Genomic DNA, 19,973 nt, shown 5'->3' with positions numbered 1-19,973 from the left:
TGTGATCACAACAAAAACAACCAATACGTGTTCAATTGCCGTTTTATTTCCTGATTAACTCGGCCTATGCTAGAAGCAATCGATAATACACGATATTGAGCATGCACATGAAGGCCAAACTAAGTTTCAAACAATTGCACGCTCTAGAAGCCGTTGCACGCCATGGCAGTTTTACGCAGGCCGCCCGTGAAATTGGTGTTTCACAACCCACCGTCTCCAATCTGATTTATGCGCTGGAAAAGCAGTATAAATGTCGGCTGCTCGATCGCACCGGTAGCAGTATCACGCCAACCCCGCAATTGGCCGAAATTCGCGGCCATATCAAAGCGCTGATTTCACTGAACGATGTCATAGATCTGCATCTCAGCGCTGAGCAGGATTTGCTGTCCGGACAATTTCATGTCGCCTATACCTCTTCAGCTCTGGCAATGCCGGTGCTCGCTGAATTTGTGCAGGCCTATCCCGCACTTGATGTTTCAGCCACAGCCATGCACAGCCTTGATCTGCAACCTAAATTGCTCAGCGGTGGGTTCGATGTGGGGTTCATGACAACGGCGCGCCTGCCCCGCGACCTTGCAGGTTTTGCCATTGCAGACGCCCAAATCGGTCTGTGGTTGCCAAAGGAACACCCCCAAGCGCGTCACGCAAGCCTGTCTTGGAATGTGGTTGCAACCCTGCCGCTGATCCAAAGGCAACCGCAATCAGGCGCGCGCAATCTGTTTGAAACAGCCGCGCAACTGGCGCAGGTCCCGCTGCAGACACGCCTCAGTCTGGACACAGTAGACGCGGTGATGACCCTTGTGCGGCAAGGCGTCGGCGCGGGTGTCGGTTTTGCTGCCGAATGCCCAAATGCACGTGATCTCGTCTTTGTCCCAATCCATGATCCTGTCTTGGCTGCAAAGCACTATCTCGTCTGTCCAAAACCGATGCGAGAGACAGCCATGGTCGCACGTTTCTTTGATACGGCAGAGGCCAATAAGGCAGAAACACACATCGCATCAGAGCGCCCCCGCGCCACAACCGGCTAAGGGGTCAACGCGCCGGGATCACCCCCCCCACTGCAAGAAGATACGTCAGCTGACCCGGCGCATTGCATCCGATCTGCATGGCGCAAGGTCACAGCGTCATGAGGTAATTGCGCGCCCCAATCAAACCAAAGTCTTCATTGCTATAAAGATAGACAGGCATCGCCTCTCTCCAGCTTTGATGACGCCCCCCCGCGTTAAACGCTTCCAGAAATCCTGTGTCAAACATCCAAGGATTCTTCAGCGCCAGACCGCCTGTTACAAACACACCGCCCGTGGCTCCCAATACAAGGCCAAGATCTCCAGCCACCGCGCCCAGATATTCTGCAAATAAGGCAACTGCCTCTACCGCAACAGCATCGCTCTGGGTCTGTGCAGCCGCGAAAATCTCTGCGTTTTCAACACATACGGCCGCCGCGCCACGCACCTCTGCCAAGGCGCGATAAAAACGGGGCAGACCCGTGCCAGACAACAGCGCCTCAGCCTCAACCGCAAGCGGAGCCCCCATGGCAACCTCCGGCCAATCGCGGGTCAGACAGTCAAACACGGCCACCAGATCCGCACGGCGCGGCGCAATCGCAACATGGCCACCTTCTCCCGGCACCACCGCAGGCTGCCCGTGAGCATAGATCAAGGATCCAACTCCCAGCCCCGTCCCCGGCCCGATAATCAGACGCGGCGCCCGCTGAAACTGCGTTGTACCCTGTAGCACTGTGACATCCTCCGCGCCCACCGTGGCCAACGACCAGGCCGCCGCTTCAAAATCGTTCAAGATCTTTGCATGCCCCGTGCCACAGGCCGCCGCGATCCCGCTTTCGCTTGCGGTTTGCCGCGCATTGGTCAAGGTCACCTGACCATCCTTCACCACGCCAGCTGCGGCGATCACAACATGGCCAGGCGCGCCATCGCGCGGGGAAACAAAACTGCGGCAAACCTCCTCCAAAGGAACATCGCCTTTGCTGGGGAAGCTGCGCTGCTCTAGGATCTCCCCGTCTGAGGACACCGCCGCCAAACGCATATTGGTGCCGCCCACATCGCCAATCAAATTCCACATCTCAGCACGCCTCCCACTCATGTTACCGCTACCAGTCGATACAGCGCAAAGCCGCATCTGGCAAACCCTGATACAAGATCAAAGGGTCAAATCATCAAATGATCCCGGCAACATCTCTTCCCAGAATTCTACCATTTCATGCTCTAACAAGGCCGCAGACCAGGCTGCCCGGCGAAACTCGCCGCGTTCCAGCTCATCTTCAAGACGGCTGAGAAACAGACGTTTGTCCGCATCCCGCTGCGTGGGGGACCGATCAGCTGCAAGATCCCGAATGCGTTCAAGACGCGCCGCCCGCAAACCACGCTGCCGCTCTTTCGCCGCTTCACGCAGCGCCGCCATCCGGGCCGCCTCTTCCCGTGCAGCTTCGGCCTGCGCCAGAACCTCGGGATCCACTTTCGGCGCTGCCGGCTTGCTGGCTTCTTCTTTATAATCATCGCGCAATGCGGCAGACAGATAGCGCACCGGGCTTTCAATCCCCTTACGCGCACCCAGATAATCCAGTTTTTCAGCCACATGGGTTTCCCCATGTTCCGTGATCCACTGACGCGCCAGCCGATCTGACACGCCAACCGCCAGCAGGCGCTGATAGACCATGCCCTGGCGCAGGCCTTCGCCATCATCAATATCAAGCATCGCAAGCTGCGGATTTTCCTTGATCAGAAACCGCACTTCTGCCACCTGCCGCCCCATCTTTTTAAATTCAGGCTCCAGCACAATATTGGAGGTCTTATTGACCTCCGCCACCGCGGGTTTGATCACCTTTGCATTCAGATGTTTGAAGCTTTCATAATAGGCGCTGCCCTCCACCCCCATCAGGCGGCGAAACAGATCCAGCGGCCACCACCCCGTCGACCCCGTTCGCACGAAGCGATAGCAGTTTTCGTAAAGCGCCAACGCATGCCCACTGGTAAAACGGCGCTGAATGTTCAGATTGATCAGCGCAAACACTTTGGGATCATGCAGTTTTTCTGCAAGCGCCGGCGAATAAGCATATTCACACACCCCGCCGGACAGCTTTGCATAAGACAAAAGCGAAGACACGCCCCACTCCTGTTTGCCATCCGCATCCAGCATGTCCCATTCAGCCACCGTTTCCGCAAGCGAGCGCAGCGATTGTTTCAGGGTCTCCATATCATTGGAATTATACCCCACCATCATACACAGCGTGCGCGCATCGATCTGATGTTTCTGCTTGTTGATCAGCGCATCATAGGCATTCAGCAACAGCACATTGGACAATTTACGCTGCAACAATGTCAGCTTGCCTGAAATATGGATCGCCGCCACATTCTTTTTGACCGATTGCCGCCGCAGCGCACCGGTTAACTGGGTGTGAGGAATATCTGTCTGCTCCATCGCGCTGCTCTGATCATTGCCCTCAAATTGTTTAAGGTGCGATTCTTCTATTTCGCTACAGTCTGCACTGATTTCCGGCTTAAAGGAACCCATGGTCCGCACGCGGATAGGAACCCTTTAAGGGACCCGTTTACAGGATCATGCCTTCCCGTAGATGGGTCCCTTTGGGTCAATCCCTTCTTAAGGCGGTCCTAAAACATTCCTCATTGGCCCAGAAATCACGTATATTTGGGCAAAAATACCGTGTTTCACCCCTCTCCCGAGTCTTGGTCCATACCATACCGAGAATCGGATCCCCTGTTCCCGAATACGGGCACCCTTATACCTGTATACAGGTTCCTTTAATCCCGTAAGCGGGTTCCCAAGTTACGTTAATATATTGATTTATATAATGAATCTCATCGTAAAGATTCTAAAGTAGATTCAAGTCTTACAAGCTTTAAGTCCGTTTGTGTCTTTCATAAATATAGATTTTAAGAGGTTTCGCAGCGAAACCTCCGCTTTGATCCGTGAAATAAAGAATTTACATGCCACGGAATTCTAGGTTTCCCCTCAGAACAAAGATGTGCGATGATTTGGCGAATAACGCCCGAAACAGGCGATCTAATCGAGGCACATGAACATAGAGCTCTTATGTTCGCAACAAGACGAGTAGCATGGCAAAGAAACCTGACACCCCCCTGCCCCCCTATTTTAATCTGGATCCCGAGACGGCTGCCAGCAAATTAGGACCTCTTGTAGACACCGCCCGATTTGCCAAAGCGGCAGCACTCGCGGGACGTGGACGTGATGATCTGGCCAAACGGGGCTACTCCCCGGATGGGCAAAAACGATTGCGCAAATTCTCAACCTGGGAAATCTGTCGCTATTTGATTCCTGTTCAGGCCGCACATCTGCGCCGGGTTTTGAACAAAAACCCCGACCTTCCACAGGGGGAAGGCAACGCAGGGTCCCGTTGGTTTACCCTCGAAGAAGTGCTGAAACTGCGGGATCATTTCGCCGAAGAAGGTGTTAGCACAAAAGAGTACCGCCCCTATCGTCCACAAAACCTTAAGGCCAAGACCGTAGCGGTAGCAAACTTTAAAGGCGGGGTTGGTAAAACCTCAACAGCCGCACATCTGGCGATGTCGGCAGCCTTGGATGGTTATAAGGTTCTGGTGGTGGATCTGGATAGCCAGGGATCCATGACGTCGATCATGGGCGGAGATGTCCCGGATGAATGGAGCACGGTCTTTCCGCTGCTCGCACGCGATTACGCCGAACATTTGCAGGCGGAAAATCAGGTGCGCGAGGCGGCAGGTGATCCCCCCCTGCCCCTTGATGAAACCCTGACCGAAGCCTTGGAGGTTTCGCTGCGAAACGTGGTGCAGAAAACCCATTGGCCCAATATTGATCTGATTGGGGCGCAGCTCAATCTCTATTGGGCGGAATTTCAGATCCCGGTCTGGCGCATGGGGCTGCGCAATTGGCCTCTGTGGGATGCGCTGACAGATGCGTTAGACAAAGGTGGTGCCTTAGGTGACTATGATATCATCCTGCTCGATACCCCGCCTGCGCTTGGGTATCTCACCATCAATGCGCTGGCGGCGGCTGACATCTTGCTGGTGCCTCTGGGGGCGTCTTTTCTGGAATTTGACTCCACGGGCCGTTTTTTCGATATGCTTTATTCTACCTTTGCCTCGATCGAAGATGGCGAAAACGCAGGCCGTCGCAATGCGGGCCTGCCTGAGATGAAATTTGAATGGGACGCGGTGCGCGCGCTGATCACCCGGTTTGATGCCAGCCAGCAGGCGGATCTGGCCAATGTCATTCAGGCCTATTTTGGTGATTTCATGAATGCCCACCGTCAGGATTACACCGCATTGGTCGGGCAAGCCGGTGAGAGCGTTTCGGGTATCTATGAAGCCGATTACCGTAACTTCAACCGCGAGACCTACACCCGTGGCCGTGAGGTGTTTGATCGCACCTACGCAGAATTCAAAGAGCTGTTGCTGGGCGCCTGGTGGCGCGATGCACAGATGATGGAAGAGGAGGCAGAATAACATGGCACGGCGCAGAACCCTTCAGGCCCCGTCCGCGGATGCCTTAAAAGAAATCGAGGCGGGCATCGATCAGGAGCTGACCCGCACAGCGGTGCGACCGCCAATTGCCGATGTGGTGGCAGATGCCGCGATGCGTGCAACCCCCCTGCCCCAAGCAGACCGCGAACAGATCGCACGCGACAAAGCTGACGCGGAAAAGCTACGCGCGGCGCAGGAAAAAGGTCTGGTTGCCGTGGAAATCCCGATCCATGACATCACCGCTGATGCGCTGTCACGGGATCGGATGGATCTGAACGAAGACGAGATGCAGGAATTGATGACCTCGATTTCCACCAACGGCCTGCGCCTCCCGATCGAAGTTTACGTGCCGCAGCATGTTGAGGATGGCGCAGAGTATGGGCTTATCTCGGGCTATCGGCGTCTCGCGGCGCTGCGCCGTCTGAATGCGCTGAGCGGGGGCAGTCGTTTCCCAACCATCGCAGCCTTTGTGCGCGAACCGCAAGGCGTCAAAGAAGCCATGGTTGCGATGATCGAAGAAAACGAAGTGCGCGCTGGCCTCAGCCAATATGAACGCGGACGCGCTGCCGCGATGGCGGTTTATGATGGGATTTTCACCAGCGTTGACGAGGCGGTGACAGTTCTGTTCCAAACCGCCTCCAAAGCAAAGCGGTCTAAAATCCGCTCCTTTGCTTTGATCCACGAAGACCTAGGCGATCTCTTGAAATTTGCCGTCGCCCTGAACGAACGCCAATGCCTGCGGATTGCGGGGGCTTTGCGTGCTGGCCTCACCGAAGGATTGCGCGGGGCATTGGAAAAGACAGAGCCAAAAACGGCAGAAGAAGAATGGGACATTTTGCTGCCCCTTGTCGAAAAAGCTGAAAGCGGCGTGCAGGATCCTGCGCGCGGGGGGCGTCCGAAGACTGCGCCAAAGGTGCAGCTGTCAGAGCGCTATCAGTTGGCCAATGGCATTTCCGTGGCGCAAGAGCATGGGCCAGATGGCTATGCGATCCGCTTTTACGGGGACCGTGTCTCTCCTGATTTACTGGACGCGGTGATGGAAAATATTCGCCACCTGCTTGAACCAAAGTAGCAAGTCATTTTAGATTGTGACAAAAGGCCCGCCTGAATTGGTGGGCCTTTTGCTTTTCAGACCAAAGGGGAGGTTTCGCTGCGAAACCTCAATCCTGCCCGATGAGGGGAAAGCGATGCAGGATCTGCCAGTCTTGGATTGGGGTTTCAGAACTGGACTGCACCAGCGATATGGCTGAAACCTCAATAGAAGTGCCGACCCAACGGCGTGCAGCCTGCATCGCTTCTTGTCGCGCCTCTTTCGGCATATTGCCATAGGCAAGGCTGATATGGGGATCAAAAGAGGCCTGATCAATTGCCTCTCCAAACGCCGTGCAGTGCGCCCGCAGTTGGGTGATCTGTGGGCTGCGGTCAAGACGTAGGAACAGCGATTTAAAGAACTGATCACCCTGTGCGACCTCAGCCACTGTAAGCCTGATGGGGCGCGCTTGTGCTGCGATCCTTTGAACGATTGCGGCGATATCATCCGATGTGTCAGGTAAATCCCCAGCTAGGGTAACATGGGGCACAAAGGGGGCCGTGCCGCTGGCGCAGGTCAGTGATAGAATGTCAGCGGCCAGTGTTTCACGGGTTGGAGCGTCTGGAACCAACCACAGAGAAAAAAGCGCGGACGCCGAAACGGATGAAGACGAGGGCATAGATGCGGGCCTTGGTCGTTGCGTGAATACCGGCGCCTTGTCATATCTGCGTAACGTCACGATGACATAAGGGCGTGATTTGAAAGAACAGGATGTATCATGCAGGATCGATTGACCTTTATTCAGAATCTCTCGGCCGAAGCTGGCGCGCTGGCGCAGGACTTGCGGAGTGCGCAGGGAGACGGGTTTGTTGAAACAAAAGGGCATCAGGATTTTGTCACGGTGGCAGATCGGGCGGTTGAGGAATTGATCCGGTCGCGCATTGCTGAGGCTTATCCGAATGAACATGTCTTGGGGGAAGAGGCGGGCCAAAGCGGAGAGGGGCCTGCGTTGTGGGTTGTTGATCCGATTGATGGCACAGCAAACTATATGCGGGGCGCGCCCGATTGGGCGGTGTCTATTGCCTTTGTGCAAGACGGGATTATCACCCATGGGGGGATTTGCGCCCCGGATCTGAATATCATGATCTGGGCCGAAAAGGGCAAAGGCGCAGGATCTAACGTGGGTGAAGTCGCGCTATCGCAGTGCCAAGATCCTAAAATGGCGCTTTTGATGCTGGGCTGGTCGGCGCGTCAGACCGTGCCGGGACATCTTGAAATCATCGGCAAGGCGCTAGAGGCGGGGATGGAGTATCGTCGCAACGGCTGTGCCGTCGTCAGCCTGCTGGCCCTCGCGTTGGGCCGGGCCGAGGCCTATTGGGAGCGGCAGGTCAATGCATGGGATGTGTTTGCGATGCGTCTGATCCTTGAGGAGGCCGGGGCCAGGATCATCAGCCCGGATGTGCTTTCCTTTATTCCAAATGGCGGCCCGTTTCTGGCGGTTGTTCCGGGGGTGGAAGAGGAAATGCGCGCAGTGATTGGGGCGATTTGATCGGCGCTTTTAAGGTATCGGAGGTTTCGCAGCGAAACCTCCGATCTATGGCGGGTGCGGGATGTATCAGCGGTGAAATCGCATCCTTGCACACCAGCCTTAACACCAGAACAAGCCAGCGCGCGTGTAGATCGCAACAGCGAGACACAGGTGTGGAATTTACGACGATAATGTGCGCCGTTTGCTGGCGCGGCGTTCGCGGCGTTGTTGTTCCTGACCTTTGCGAAAGCTTTGTTCGACAAAATCCATATGCATGCGGGCTGCATGGTCAGCGCGGGCAGGATCACCATCAAGGATGGCATCGACGATGTTTTTATGCTGCTGCAACAGCGCTTCGCCGCTGCCGTCCATGGTGCGCAGATAGGCGCGATTGTAGAAAACACCCTGCCGGGTCAGATCATAGACCGAGGCCATCATATGCATCAATGTGGTGTTCTGGCTGGCGTCCACGATTGCAGTGTGCAGGTGGATGTCAGCTTCTTGTGAGGCCTCGCTGTCTTCGTTTTCCCAGGCGGCCTGCATTTCGATGATAATTTGCTTGAGCCGCTCTTTGTCTGAGGCGGTTGCACGTTCTGCAGCAAGGCGGGCGGCAAAGGCCTCTTGTTCGCGACGGTATTCCAGATAGTCGTAAAAGGCTTCGCCGTGGCGTGTATAAAGCGAGAGCAGGGCAGGGGACATGGCCCGCCCCGTCAGATTGGCGATAAAGGTGCCTTCCCCATGGCGGACATGCACGAGGCCGCGCGCTTCGAGTGTTTGCAAAGCTTCGCGCAACTTGGGGCGCGAGACGCCAAGGGCTTCGGCCAGATCCCGTTCAGAAGGCAATTTGCGCCCTTCTTTCAGGATGCTTTCAACGATCATGGTTTCGATTTGCTCCACCACAGCTTCGGCAATTGATTCGTGTCCAATGGGGTCAAACGGATGTGTGTCGCTCATAAATCGGGTGCTTTGCGGTGAAGATCAAAGGAAAGGGTTATTAATTTACTTTACCAGCTTAAGGAATAAGAGCAAGGGTCGCTCTCTTTGCTGGCTGTCGCGATCCCTCAATGTCATCCAATTGATAAATATAAATAATTTATGGACAAAGAATGATATTTTTCCGAGGTTTTGGTGAAGTTTTCGAGCATTCTAAGTGCTATTTTCCAGTTCAGTGGTAAATTAAATTGTTGACCAAATGTAATGGTAAATAATATTTACCTTCCGGAGCGCTGCGTTTTATGCACAGCGAAGTTTGGAGGAGACATCATGAAAAAGACCCTGACTGGTATGGCGATTGCCGCTGTCGTTGCTGCAACTGTGGCTGCGGCCCCCGCAGCCCAGGCGGCTGATAAGCTGCTGCTGAAGACGCCAATTGCCTTTTCGTCCTCATTGCCCGGTTTGGGTTCACCAATCCCGCGCGTGGCGGAGCAGCTGGAGCTGATGTCCGGTAAAACCTTGAAGATGAAAATCTATGAGCCCGGCAAATTGGTCCCTGCGTTTGAAATTTTGGATGCGGTCTCTTCGGGTAAGATCAATTCCGGCTACACCACGGCGGGCTATTGGGCTGGCAAAATCCCAGCTGCGCCGCTGTTTTCTGCGGTTCCTTTTGGACCGGAAGCAGGCGAATACATGGCGTGGATGTACTATGGCAACGGCATGACCCTGTATCAGGAAATGTATGATCAGGCAGGCTATAACGTAAAAGTTCTGCCCTGTGCGGTGATCGCGCCTGAGACCTCTGGCTGGTTCGCAAATGAGATCAACAGCCCAGAAGATCTGGACGGGCTGAAAATGCGCTTTTTTGGTCTTGGCGGTAAAGTGATGCAGAAATTGGGCGTGGCGACGTCGCTTTTGCCCGGCGGTGAGATTTTCCCGGCGTTGGAAAAAGGGGCGATTGACGCGACCGAATTTTCCATGCCCGCGATTGACGCGCGTCTTGGGTTCCACAAGCTGGTGAAATACAACTATTTCCCCGGCTGGCACCAGCAAGCGACTGTGTTTGAATTGCTGATTAACAAAGACGTCTGGAATGACGCTTCTGATCAGCACAAGGCGATCATCGAAAACGCCTGTAAAGCGTCGATGGCGGATAGTTTTGCGGAAGGCGAAGCCATTCAGCACGCGGCATTGATTGATAACGTTGAAAACAACGGCGTCCACATCAAACAATGGAGTGATGAGATGCTGGAGATCTTTGAGACAACCTGGAATGAGGTTGCCGAAGAAGAAGCTGCCAACAACGAATTCTTTGCCACGGTTCTGGCTGATCTGAACGACTTCCGGGATGGGTATAAGGTTTGGAAAGAGAACGCGTTTTTACCACGTAAGTAAAACCGGGTTTACCTCCCTGTTTGACTGGTGGGGGAGCTTATTTCGCTCCCCCCTTTTTGCCTGATTTTCTCATATTTCAAACCGTTTGCGGGATTTGTCCCGCCTGTGTCGTCGCGCATTGGGGCGGCATGCCCAAAAGGAGGAAAAGCCTATGGCGGATACGCGACCTGTGCCGGATGATCCGGTGGATGTATACGAGCAAATTCAGGAGCACGAGGATCGCGATCGCCAGCCGATTGCTGTTGCGCTGGACACCACTGTAAAACGCATCGGTTCGGTGGTGATGTGGGCGAATATCCTGCTGATTGCTGCTATTGTCGCACAGGTTGCGTTTCGCTATCTGCTGAACCAGAACTTCCCCAAGCTGGATGAGATTCAATGGCATTTCTATGGTCTTGTCACCATGGTGGGGATCTCTTTTGCGCTGGTGACTGACAGCCATGTGCGGGTCGACCTGCTTTATATGCAGCTGAGCCGTCGCGCGCAGCGGATTATCGAAGTGATTGGTATCCTGACACTTTTGGTGCCGTTTATCTATCTGATGATCGATCAGGGGTATGATTATTTCTATGAAAGCTGGCGGGTGAATGAACGTTCCGACAGCCCAACCGGTTTGCCTGGCCGCTGGGCACTGAAAGCGGTTATCCCGGTCAGCTTTGTCTTGCTTGCCGTTGCGGCGCTGGCGCGCTTGATCCATGATGCGCACGCCCTGTTTGTGAATGCGCCGGACGAACGCAAAGGCAAAGATCTGCGCCTGATCCTTTGGGCGTTGGTGGGCTTTGCCGTAGTGGCGACGGGCTTGACCTTTGTGGTGGAAACCACCGAGGAAAAGCTAGTCATCGCGATGTTCCTGACCTTTATTGCGTTGTTGTTTACTGGCTTTCCCGTCGCTTGGACGCTGGCGGGTGTGGGTGTGGCCTATTGTGGTCTGGCCTATCTTTTTGACAATGATCTGATGCTGTGGACGGGGCTGGAAAGCACCTTTACCGGGCTTGATTATCTGACGCTTGGCGCGGTGGTGAACCGAGTCTATGCGACCATGTCCAATGCGGTTCTGGTGGCCCTGCCGATGTTTATTTTCATGGGGCTGATGCTGGATGAAAGCGGCGTGGCTGAGCGCCTGATGGGGGCAATGCAGCGCCTGTTTGGCACGGTGCGTGGCGGTTTGGCGATCACGGTAACACTGATCGGTATCATTCTAGCGGCTTCGACCGGGATTATCGGGGCGTCTGTTGTTTTGCTGGGCGTGTTGTCGCTGCCATCTATGATGCAGCAAAAATACAATCCTTCGCTGGCGGCGGGTGTGGTTTCGGCCTCAGGCACGTTGGGGATTTTGATCCCGCCGTCGATCATGCTGGTGATTATGGCGGATCAGATGGCGCTATCAGTGGGGGATCTGTTTATGGCGGCGGTCTTTCCGGGCGTGATCATTGGCGTGCTGTATCTGACCTATATCTTTGTGATTGCATTGATCAAACGCGATGTCGCCCCGGTGCCAGAGGGCGCAAAACGCCCGGATTGGGCGGCGCTGAAGGATGTACTGGTGGCGGTTTTACCGACATTGGCTCTGATTTTGGCTGTGTTAGGATCTATTTTTGCTGGGTTGACCACGCCAACCGAAGCATCTGGTGTTGGGGCGCTTGGGGCGACGTTGCTGGCGCTTTTGTATCGCAAACTGACCTTGCAGAAGCTGGTGAACGTGTTGAAATCGACCTTTAACACCACGGCTTATATCTTTGCGATCTTCCTTGGGGCGACAGTGTTTTCATATGTGCTGCGCGAGTTGGGTGGCGATGAGCTGATTGAACACACCATCCAAAGCACAGGATTTGGACCGACCGGCACAGTGCTGTTCATTCTGTTCATCGTGTTTTTGCTGGGTTTTGTTCTGGACTGGATTGAGATCACGCTGATTGTGCTGCCTTTGATGCGCCCGATTGTGAATGGATTGGGGCTGGATGTGCCCGGATTTGACGCGATTGATGAACCTGCGCTGGTGTGGTTTGTGATCCTGGTTGCGGTGACGCTGCAGACTTCATTCCTGACGCCGCCGGTTGGGTTTGCCTTGTTCTATCTTAAGGGGGTCTGCCCCCCTGAGATCAAGCTGATGGATATTTACAAAGGCATTATTCCCTTTGTTTTGTTGCAGCTTACCGGGTTAGCGTTGGTCTTTTTATGGCCTGCCCTTGCGACCTGGCTGCCGTCTGTTGCGTATTAAATATCTCATCCTTCGGCCTGTTGGGGCCGGAGGAACGACTGGATAAGGAGTGCAAGCCTGATGACCGATCACGATCTGATTGTCCGCCTGCAGGCGATTGTGGGCAAAGCCTATGTGTTGACGGCTGACAGCGCGACCCAGCGATTTCGGCGTGGGTTTCGATCTGGCGAAGGGGATGCGCTGGCGGTTGTGCGGCCGGGGACGTTGCTGGAGCAATGGCAGGTTTTGCAGGCCTGTGTTGCGGCAGATAAAATCATTGTCATGCAATCAGCCAATACAGGGCTGACCGAAGGATCAACACCAAAAGGCGCTTATGATCGTCGTGCAGTGGTGATCAATACGTTGCGCATGGATCAGCTGCAGCTGGTCAAAGAGGGCGCGCAAGTGGTGAGCTTTCCGGGCGCGACTCTATTTGCGCTGGAGCGCTTGCTGGCGCCTTTGGGGCGACAGCCGCATTCGGTGATTGGATCATCTAGCATTGGCGCAACCATTGTTGGTGGGGTGTGCAACAATTCTGGTGGTGCCTTGGTTGAGCGGGGGCCGGCCTATACCGAACTGGCGCTGTTTGCACAGATCACCGCAGAGGGCAGGTTGGAGCTGGTCAACCATCTGGGGATTGAACTGGGGGAGACGCCGGAAGAGATCTTAGGCCGGTTGCAGATGGCGGATTATACGGCAGCGGATGTGGTGGACGACAACCGTGTTGCGTCGGATAAGGATTACATCCGCCGGGTGCGTGATATCGAGGCGGATACGCCATCGCGTTATAACGCAGATCCTTCGTGTTTACATGAGGTGTCTGGTTGTGCTGGGAAGCTGGCTGTTTTCGCAGTGCGTTTGGACACTTTTGCGAAAAACGCGGAAGAGCGCACATTTTACATCGGAACGAGTGATACAACTGCGCTTACGGAGTTACGTCGCCGGGTTTTGGGCAGTTTTCAGACGCTGCCGGTCAGTGCCGAATATATGCATGAAGAGACGTTTGATGTCTCAGACCGCTATGGCAAAGACACTATGGTGATGATCGACAAACTGGGGACAGATCGTTTGCCCCTGTTTTTTGCCTTGAAAGGCCGGATTGACGGGCTTTTGAAAAATGTGCCGGGGATGCGCTTTTTCACCGATCGTTTCATGCAGTTTGCCATGAAATTCTGGCCCGATATCGTGCCAGAGCGGATGCGAGCGTACCGGGCCCAGTTCCCGCATCATCTGATCCTGAAAATGCATGATGGCGGGATTGCTGAGGCGCGCGAGATGTTGGCGCAGATGCAGGCTGAGGGACAGCTTGCATATTTTGAATGCACCCCGCGTGAGGCCAAGATGGCAGGCTTGCACCGGTTTGCCGCTGCAGGGGCAGCAGTGCGGTATATGGCGGTTCATGCAGGCGATGTGGAAGATATTCTGGCGCTGGATATCGGCCTGCGGCGCAATGATCGTAATTGGTTTGAACAACTGCCCGAGGAGATCACGCAGCATTTGGTGCACAAGCTATATTATGGCCATTTGATGTGCCATGTGATGCATCAGGATTATGTGGTGAAAAAGGGATCAGATCCAAAGGTGGTCAAGCAGATGATGCTGGATATTCTGGATCAACGCGGGGCTGAATACCCGTCTGAGCACAATGTCGGGCATGTTTACCCAGCCAAGCCAGAATTGGCCGCCTTTTACAAATCGGTGGATCCCACAAACAGTCTGAATCCGGGAATTGGGAAGATGTCACGTAAGAAAAACTACACCTGACGATCAGAGGTCACAGCCCGCTTACCTGCTTGGTTTCAAGATTTCCGTTGGCGGTCGGTTTTGACCAATAGCGCAAGCGGTCTAGCAAAAGATTTTTACGCACCGGTTTGGTCAGGAAATCGTCCATGCCCGCATCGCGGCAGGCCTGTTCGTCCGTGTCCATCACATTGGCGGTCAGCGCGATGATTGGACAGGGGGAGAGCCCCATTTCATCTTCGAGGGCGCGGATATGCCGGGTGGCTTGAACGCCATCCATCACCGGCATCGACATGTCCATCAGGACCATATCGAAAATGCCGGAACGCGCGGCATCGACAGCGGCCTGACCATCGTTGCAAAAGGTCATCTGGACGCCCGTTGGCTGCAGCATTTTACGTAAAACCAGCTGATTGGTGCGATTGTCCTCAGCCACCAGGACGTGGAGTTGAGAAAAATCAGTGTCGGCGGGTTTTTGAGTTTCGACTGGCGGTTCTATCGTTTTGGTGACGATTTCGCCCGATGTCATTTCCAGCAGGCTACGCAGCAGGTATTTGTTGCGCACGGGTTTCATCAGCGCATTGGCTGGACCAAGCGATTTCAGATGTTGCAGCTCGTTGACGTATTTGCTTTCACTGCAGAAAATGATTGGCAATTTGGTTGGTATGTCCAGGTCCCAAATTGATTGACAAAGCGCGCGGGCATCAACAGCGCTGAGCTGGCTTTCAACGACGACAATGTCAGTGGAATGGTGTTGAAGATAGGGAATGATTTCAGCGCTGGAGTTTAAAATGGTGAGTTGCATGTTCCAGGAGGCAAACAATCGTTTGCGAATATCCTGAGCGTAAGACATTGGGCAGACTAGCACGAGATGCTTGTTTTCCAGGTTTGGCAGCTGGGCTTGCAGCTCTTGCCGTTCGGGATCTGTCATGTCTGAAACGGGCAGATCAAGGTGGATTGTGAAACAGGAGCCTTCCCCCAATGTGGATCGGGCTGAAAGATCCCCTTCCATCGCTTCAATCAACCGATTTGTGATGGCGAGCCCAAGGCCGGTGCCTTCAAAGCGGCGTGCTGTTGTGCTTTCGACCTGTTCAAATGCTTTAAAGATATGATCAATTTGATCTTCGGGAATGCCGACGCCTGAATCCTGGATTGCAATTGTAAGAGGATATTTTGCGTCTGGGGTATGACGCAATGTGATGTCCACATGCCCTTTGAGGGTAAATTTCACCGCATTCCCGATGATATTGAGCAGGACCTGACGGATGCGTCCGCTGTCACCGATATAATGACTGGGTATGTCTTCTGGCATGTCCAGGCTGATATCTAGCTCTTTGCTATCGGCAAGCGGTGTTACGAGCGTTGCCACATCAAAGACGACGTCACGCAGTGAAAAAGGCTGTTCGAGAAGTTGGGATTTTCCGGCTTCAAGTTTTGAAAAATCAAGGATGTCATTCACAATCCGCAAAAGCGCTTCGGAGGAGGCCTGAATGGTTTCTGAATATGATCGCTGTTCCGGGGTGAGGCCAGATTCATTCAGGATCTCTGCCATCCCAAGCACGCCATTGATCGGAGTGCGGATTTCATGGCTCATCGTGGCAAGGAAGCGTGACTTTGTCGCGGTTGCCGCTTCTGCCCGGAGTTTTTCTGTACGCAGGTTCATCGCGATGCGACGTTTTTCCAGTAGGGCATCGTGCAGTTTGTCGATGGCACGGTTCACTGCGCCCAGTTCATCCCCATTGTGGTTGTCGAGCATGTCTTCTTTGCTGGTGAGGCTGACCACGCGAGAGGATATTTTTAGAATATCGTTAGAGATATCGCTGGCTTTGCGATACGCGTAGGCAATCGCCATGCTCATCAGTGCAAATGTTACGCAGGCCCCGATCAGCAGGCCGGTAATAATAGTCTGACTGGCGCGCTCTGCTTCCGCGCTTGCATGAGTGGTTGCGAGATCTGCAACTTGTTCCGCGTTGTCAGTAATTTCTATGATGCGGTGATTGATGATTTCTGTGCTCACCGGGGTTTGTATTGGGGTAAGGCCAAGCAGGCTTTTGACCATCTTGAACCAGCTGCTGTAACTGAAGAGAAGATCATAGACCGCCGTATTCAATTCATCCGGAAGAGGGCGGTTGAGCAGCGTGTGCATATTGTCGTTTACGTTGGAAACCAAAGCATTCAACTCTGCTCCGAGGCGATTGGGATGGGGTCTGTCGTTGGAGGAGAGTACATCCTGCACGTAAAATTGAGCTTCGTGGATACCGTGGTAAATCTCTTCTGCCTCAGAACTGATCGCCAGAGCGGTTTGAGTTGCCGCGTTTTGCCGTATCGTGGCTAAGATGACAGAGGTGCTCGCAACAAGCCCAGCCAGAAAGCTGGCGATGGCAAATATAAGTATGGGTTGAATGATGGATCTTTTGATACTCATAACTGATACAATCACGTATTAAAGCCGGGCTAAAACGATAGCTTAGGGCATTTTTCTGGGTTTCGTGCAACCACGGCTGAACGCGGGGTAAAAAGGGGTATATCGATCCGCATTTGTGCTTTGAGCTGTCGGTTAATCCGGGATATTGCGTGGCCTGGAGCGCCTTCAAGCGCCTTTTTTACGGATGGCATGCCAAAGGAGAGCCGCTGACGGGCGTGCAGGAAGCAATCTGAAATCATCTGCCACATTGTTCTGCGTCCCCTATTGCAGAAATACTGTCTGCAACAACTCTAGGCTGAAAGCCTTTATTAAGCGTGAATCGGTGTCTCTGCTGGCTTGTGCAACTCAAAGAACATCACAGATTTGAGAGAATTGTTAAGATTGCGCGGGGCGGCTTTCACAAGTGTTGGATCCTTGCGTATTCGAGCAGTTTTGCCTTTTTGTGGCAGGGTTTATGTCAATGCGTATGTGGCGCGTGCGTTTTTAAAAAGGTGATTTTTTCAGCAGTCGCCCTGTTGTCTGATTAAGAATTCGGCGTCTGTCATCGCATGCTCGTGAGGAAGCGGGCAATGGCTGGGTCATTGGCGGCGACTCGGGCAGGGATGCCCTCATGCAAACGCCTTTGTCCATTGTTGTGGTAGAGCCTGATCCAGCTCGTGCTGTTGCCATTACCGAGGCCCTGCGCAATGAGGGGCCGCATGAGGTGCTGGTGGTCAGCGATGACGCGCATTTGGCGCGGCGCATTCAGGAACGCAATCCCGATATCGTACTAATTGATGTTGCAAGCCCGTCGCGTGATGTTTTGGAAGAAATGGCGCTGATGAGTGGCCCGCTTGAGCGTCCAGTTGCTATGTTTGTGGATCACAGCAATGCAGGTCTGGCCAAGGCTGCGATTTCTGTCGGCGTTTCAGCCTACGTGGTGGATGGGCTGCGCCCGGAACGGCTGACGCCGATTATAGATGCGGCGATTGCGCGGTTTCACATGTTCCATCAGATGCGTGCAGAGCTGGCGGCGACGAAACAGGCGCTGGAAGAGCGCAAGGTGATTGACCGTGCAAAAGGTATTTTAATGAAGGCGCGCGGTCTTGAAGAGGCGGAAGCCTATGGAATGATGCGCAAGACTGCGATGAGCCAGGGACGCAGGTTGGCAGATGTGGCAGAGGCGATTGTGACAACGGCGGGCCTGTTGTCATGAGTGTTGAAACCCTGCGTTTAGGCTATGTGCCTTTGGTGGATGCCGCGCCCTATATTATTGCCCATGAAATAGGATTTGCCGAAGAAGAGCATCTGGCGCTGGATCTGTGTGCGGCGCCCAGCTGGTCTGCTTTGCGGGATTGGCTGGCGGTGGGGCAGGTGGATGCTGCGCATATGCTGTCTGTTCTACCGGTGGCGCTGGCGCTTGGATTGGGGCGCGCGCCTGCGGCTTTGTCTGCTTTGATGGTGACATCGCGCAATGGCACTGTTGTGGGTGTCAGCCGTGCGCTTGCGGCGCGGATGCAGACGATGGGAGACCCATTGGGTTTTAGTGATGCCTTTGCCGCGGGGCAGGGGCTGCAGCGCGCTGCGAACAGTCGTTTGCGTGTGGGCGTGCCCTTCCCATATTCCATGCATGCGGAGCTGTTATATTACTGGCTGAATAAATTGGGCATGCCTGCTCCCGGCGGTGTGGATGTGCGCACCATTCCACCTCCGCAGATGAGCGAGGCCCTGGCGCAGGGTGAGATTGATGCCTTTTGTGTCGGAGAGCCTTGGGGCTCGATTGCGGTAGAACGCAGCGTTGGTCAACTGGTGCTGCCGGGGCGGGCGATCTGGTCGGCCGCGCCTGAAAAGGTGCTGGCTGTGCAAAGCCAGTGGGCTGAGGCCAATAGTGGCAGTGCCAAACGTCTTGTCCGCGCGCTGAGCCGGGCGGGGCGCTGGCTGGCAGATCCAAGCAATCGCAATTCAGCGACAGAGGTGCTGTCACGCCCGGAGTATCTGGGATTGGAGCCTGAGGTTCTGGATCGGGCGCTGAGCGGTGCATTTGTGATTTCACCTGAGGGTGTGCAGCGCGACGCTGGCGGGTTTGTTCAGTTTGATCAAAGCCAGCATCACAGCTGGCAAGGTGACGTAAAATGGATTGGGCGCCAATTGGCGCAGCGCGTGGGGCTGGATACCGCCGAAGCAGAAACGCGCGCGCTATCGGTGTTTCGCGAAGACCTGTATTGCGCGGCTATGGGATTTGCCCCGCCTCGTTTAACGAGTGACGCGCAGCCAAATGGGACTTTTTTTGACATGCGCGCCCTAGAGACGGTGCGTTAAACCACCGCGACGCGGATATCTGTGATGCCTGTGATCTGCCCTTCCATGAGATCACCACGTTCAATTGCGCCGACACCAGCGGGTGTGCCTGTCATGATCAGATCACCGGGGAACAGTGTGAACAGCTGCGACAGATGGGTGATGATCTCCTGTGGTTTCCAAAGCATCTGCGCCAGATCTCCGTTTTGGCGGGCCTCACCATTTACCTTCAGGGTAACAGCGCCTGATGTCGGATGGCCGATTTCGGCAACGGGGCATAAGGCAGACATGGGGGCTGCGTGATCAAAGCCTTTGCCGGTGCTCCAGGGGCGACCTTTTGCTTTGGCAGCGGCTTGCAGGTCGCGCCGGGTCATATCAAGGCCAACACCATAGGCAAAGATGTGATCCAGTGCGGTTTCAATCGGGATATTCTGCCCGCCTGTGCCAAGGGCGATGACCTGCTCCAGTTCGAAATTCACATCGTTTGACTGGCTGGGGTAGGGGAAGTCTTGGTGTGGCTGCAAAATCGTGTCGGCAGGTTTTTGAAAGAAGAAGGGGGGCTCTTGTTCGGGGTCATGGCCCATTTCGATGGCATGGGCGGCGTAATTACGTCCGACGCAATAGATACGGCGCACGGGAAAGCGGGCATCTGTGTTTGCAATGTGCAGAGAAACGGGCGGGGCAGGGGGGAAGATGTAATTTTGGGTGCTCATGTCACCGGCTTTCTGTTGAGATCTGCATTGTATGCAAAAGTATACTAAACTTGGAGGGGTGTGAAGAGGCGGATCTAAAATGTGGATTCGGGTTTGATTCAGATTTTTATATTCTGATGCTGCTTATTTCGTGAGCAAAATTGCCAAATTTGCGGTCGTTTTTGCAGCTGCAGCATTTTCTAGGCCTCTGTTTTCATGCCTCAGCTTGTTGGACGCCCGAATTTACGAAAAAGTTGATGC

At 54.3% G+C, this 19,973-nt stretch carries 15 protein-coding genes; 9 read left to right on the top strand and 6 right to left on the bottom strand.

Annotation, left to right across the window (positions count from 1 at the left end):
* Nucleotides 1-107: 107 nt before the first annotated feature.
* A complete protein-coding gene (locus BLP79_RS15780; protein ID WP_170830510.1) occupies nt 108-1,028 on the top strand; it encodes a LysR family transcriptional regulator in 921 nt (306 codons plus the stop codon).
* An 88-nt stretch (nt 1,029-1,116) separates the two neighbouring features.
* On the opposite strand, the gene BLP79_RS15775 is transcribed toward BLP79_RS15780, so the two are convergent.
* Nucleotides 1,117-2,079, bottom strand: coding sequence for a glucokinase (locus tag BLP79_RS15775; protein ID WP_090220574.1), 963 nt, complete (start codon nt 2,077-2,079; stop codon nt 1,117-1,119).
* A gap of 78 nt (nt 2,080-2,157) precedes the next feature.
* Entirely contained in the window at nt 2,158-3,435 is a 1,278-nt protein-coding gene (locus tag BLP79_RS15770) for a replication initiation protein (RefSeq protein WP_090220605.1), read from the bottom strand.
* 656 nt (nt 3,436-4,091) lie between these two features.
* Here BLP79_RS15770 and BLP79_RS15765 point away from each other — a divergent pair.
* A complete protein-coding gene (locus BLP79_RS15765) occupies nt 4,092-5,477 on the top strand; it encodes an AAA family ATPase (protein ID WP_090220572.1) in 1,386 nt (461 codons plus the stop codon).
* A 1-nt stretch (nt 5,478) separates the two neighbouring features.
* Complete coding sequence (locus BLP79_RS15760) at nt 5,479-6,567, top strand: ParB/RepB/Spo0J family partition protein (protein WP_090220571.1); 1,089 nt, start codon at nt 5,479-5,481, stop codon at nt 6,565-6,567.
* A gap of 88 nt (nt 6,568-6,655) precedes the next feature.
* Here BLP79_RS15760 and BLP79_RS15755 read toward each other — a convergent pair whose 3' ends face one another.
* On the bottom strand, nt 6,656-7,204 hold the full coding sequence (locus tag BLP79_RS15755; protein ID WP_157844006.1) for a 2'-5' RNA ligase family protein: 549 nt from the start codon (nt 7,202-7,204) through the stop codon (nt 6,656-6,658).
* 99 nt (nt 7,205-7,303) lie between these two features.
* Here BLP79_RS15755 and BLP79_RS15750 point away from each other — a divergent pair, with 99 nt between their 5' ends.
* Nucleotides 7,304-8,074, top strand: a complete 771-nt coding sequence (locus BLP79_RS15750) for an inositol monophosphatase family protein (protein ID WP_090220569.1) — start codon at nt 7,304-7,306, stop codon at nt 8,072-8,074.
* A gap of 159 nt (nt 8,075-8,233) precedes the next feature.
* On the opposite strand, the gene BLP79_RS15745 is transcribed toward BLP79_RS15750, so the two are convergent.
* Complete coding sequence (locus BLP79_RS15745) at nt 8,234-9,007, bottom strand: FadR/GntR family transcriptional regulator (RefSeq protein ID WP_090220567.1); 774 nt, start codon at nt 9,005-9,007, stop codon at nt 8,234-8,236.
* Nucleotides 9,008-9,316: 309 nt separating this feature from the next.
* Here BLP79_RS15745 and BLP79_RS15740 point away from each other — a divergent pair, with 309 nt between their 5' ends.
* From BLP79_RS15740 to dld, 3 genes are all read left to right on the top strand, one after another.
* Nucleotides 9,317-10,381 carry a TRAP transporter substrate-binding protein gene (locus tag BLP79_RS15740; protein WP_090220565.1) on the top strand — a complete coding sequence of 355 codons (1,065 nt, stop codon included), beginning with the start codon at nt 9,317-9,319 and terminating at the stop codon, nt 10,379-10,381.
* A 151-nt stretch (nt 10,382-10,532) separates the two neighbouring features.
* Nucleotides 10,533-12,599, top strand: coding sequence for a TRAP transporter large permease subunit (locus BLP79_RS15735; RefSeq protein ID WP_090220564.1), 2,067 nt, complete (start codon nt 10,533-10,535; stop codon nt 12,597-12,599).
* A 60-nt stretch (nt 12,600-12,659) separates the two neighbouring features.
* Nucleotides 12,660-14,342, top strand: coding sequence for a D-lactate dehydrogenase (gene dld, locus BLP79_RS15730; protein ID WP_090220562.1), 1,683 nt, complete (start codon nt 12,660-12,662; stop codon nt 14,340-14,342).
* Between the two features lie 10 nt (nt 14,343-14,352).
* On the opposite strand, the gene BLP79_RS15725 is transcribed toward dld, so the two are convergent.
* Complete coding sequence (locus BLP79_RS15725) at nt 14,353-16,743, bottom strand: response regulator (RefSeq protein ID WP_090220560.1); 2,391 nt, start codon at nt 16,741-16,743, stop codon at nt 14,353-14,355.
* Nucleotides 16,744-17,353: 610 nt separating this feature from the next.
* On the opposite strand from BLP79_RS15725, the gene BLP79_RS15720 reads away from it, so the two are divergent.
* Both BLP79_RS15720 and BLP79_RS15715 read left to right on the top strand, forming a co-directional pair.
* Nucleotides 17,354-17,938: an ANTAR domain-containing response regulator gene (locus BLP79_RS15720; RefSeq protein ID WP_090220558.1), complete on the top strand. Its 585-nt coding sequence runs from the start codon at nt 17,354-17,356 to the stop codon at nt 17,936-17,938.
* Complete coding sequence (locus tag BLP79_RS15715; RefSeq protein WP_090220556.1) at nt 17,935-19,041, top strand: CmpA/NrtA family ABC transporter substrate-binding protein; 1,107 nt, start codon at nt 17,935-17,937, stop codon at nt 19,039-19,041. The genes BLP79_RS15720 and BLP79_RS15715 overlap by 4 nt, the downstream gene beginning before the upstream one ends.
* Here BLP79_RS15715 and BLP79_RS15710 read toward each other — a convergent pair.
* On the bottom strand, nt 19,038-19,733 hold the full coding sequence (locus BLP79_RS15710) for a fumarylacetoacetate hydrolase family protein (protein ID WP_090220554.1): 696 nt from the start codon (nt 19,731-19,733) through the stop codon (nt 19,038-19,040). The two genes, BLP79_RS15715 and BLP79_RS15710, sit on opposite strands and share 4 nt — an antisense overlap.
* Nucleotides 19,734-19,973 lie beyond the last annotated feature (240 nt).

The sequence above is a fragment of the Epibacterium ulvae genome (assembly GCF_900102795.1).
Lineage (GTDB): Bacteria > Pseudomonadota > Alphaproteobacteria > Rhodobacterales > Rhodobacteraceae > Epibacterium > Epibacterium ulvae.
This window is presented reverse-complemented; position numbering and strand designations above follow the sequence as displayed.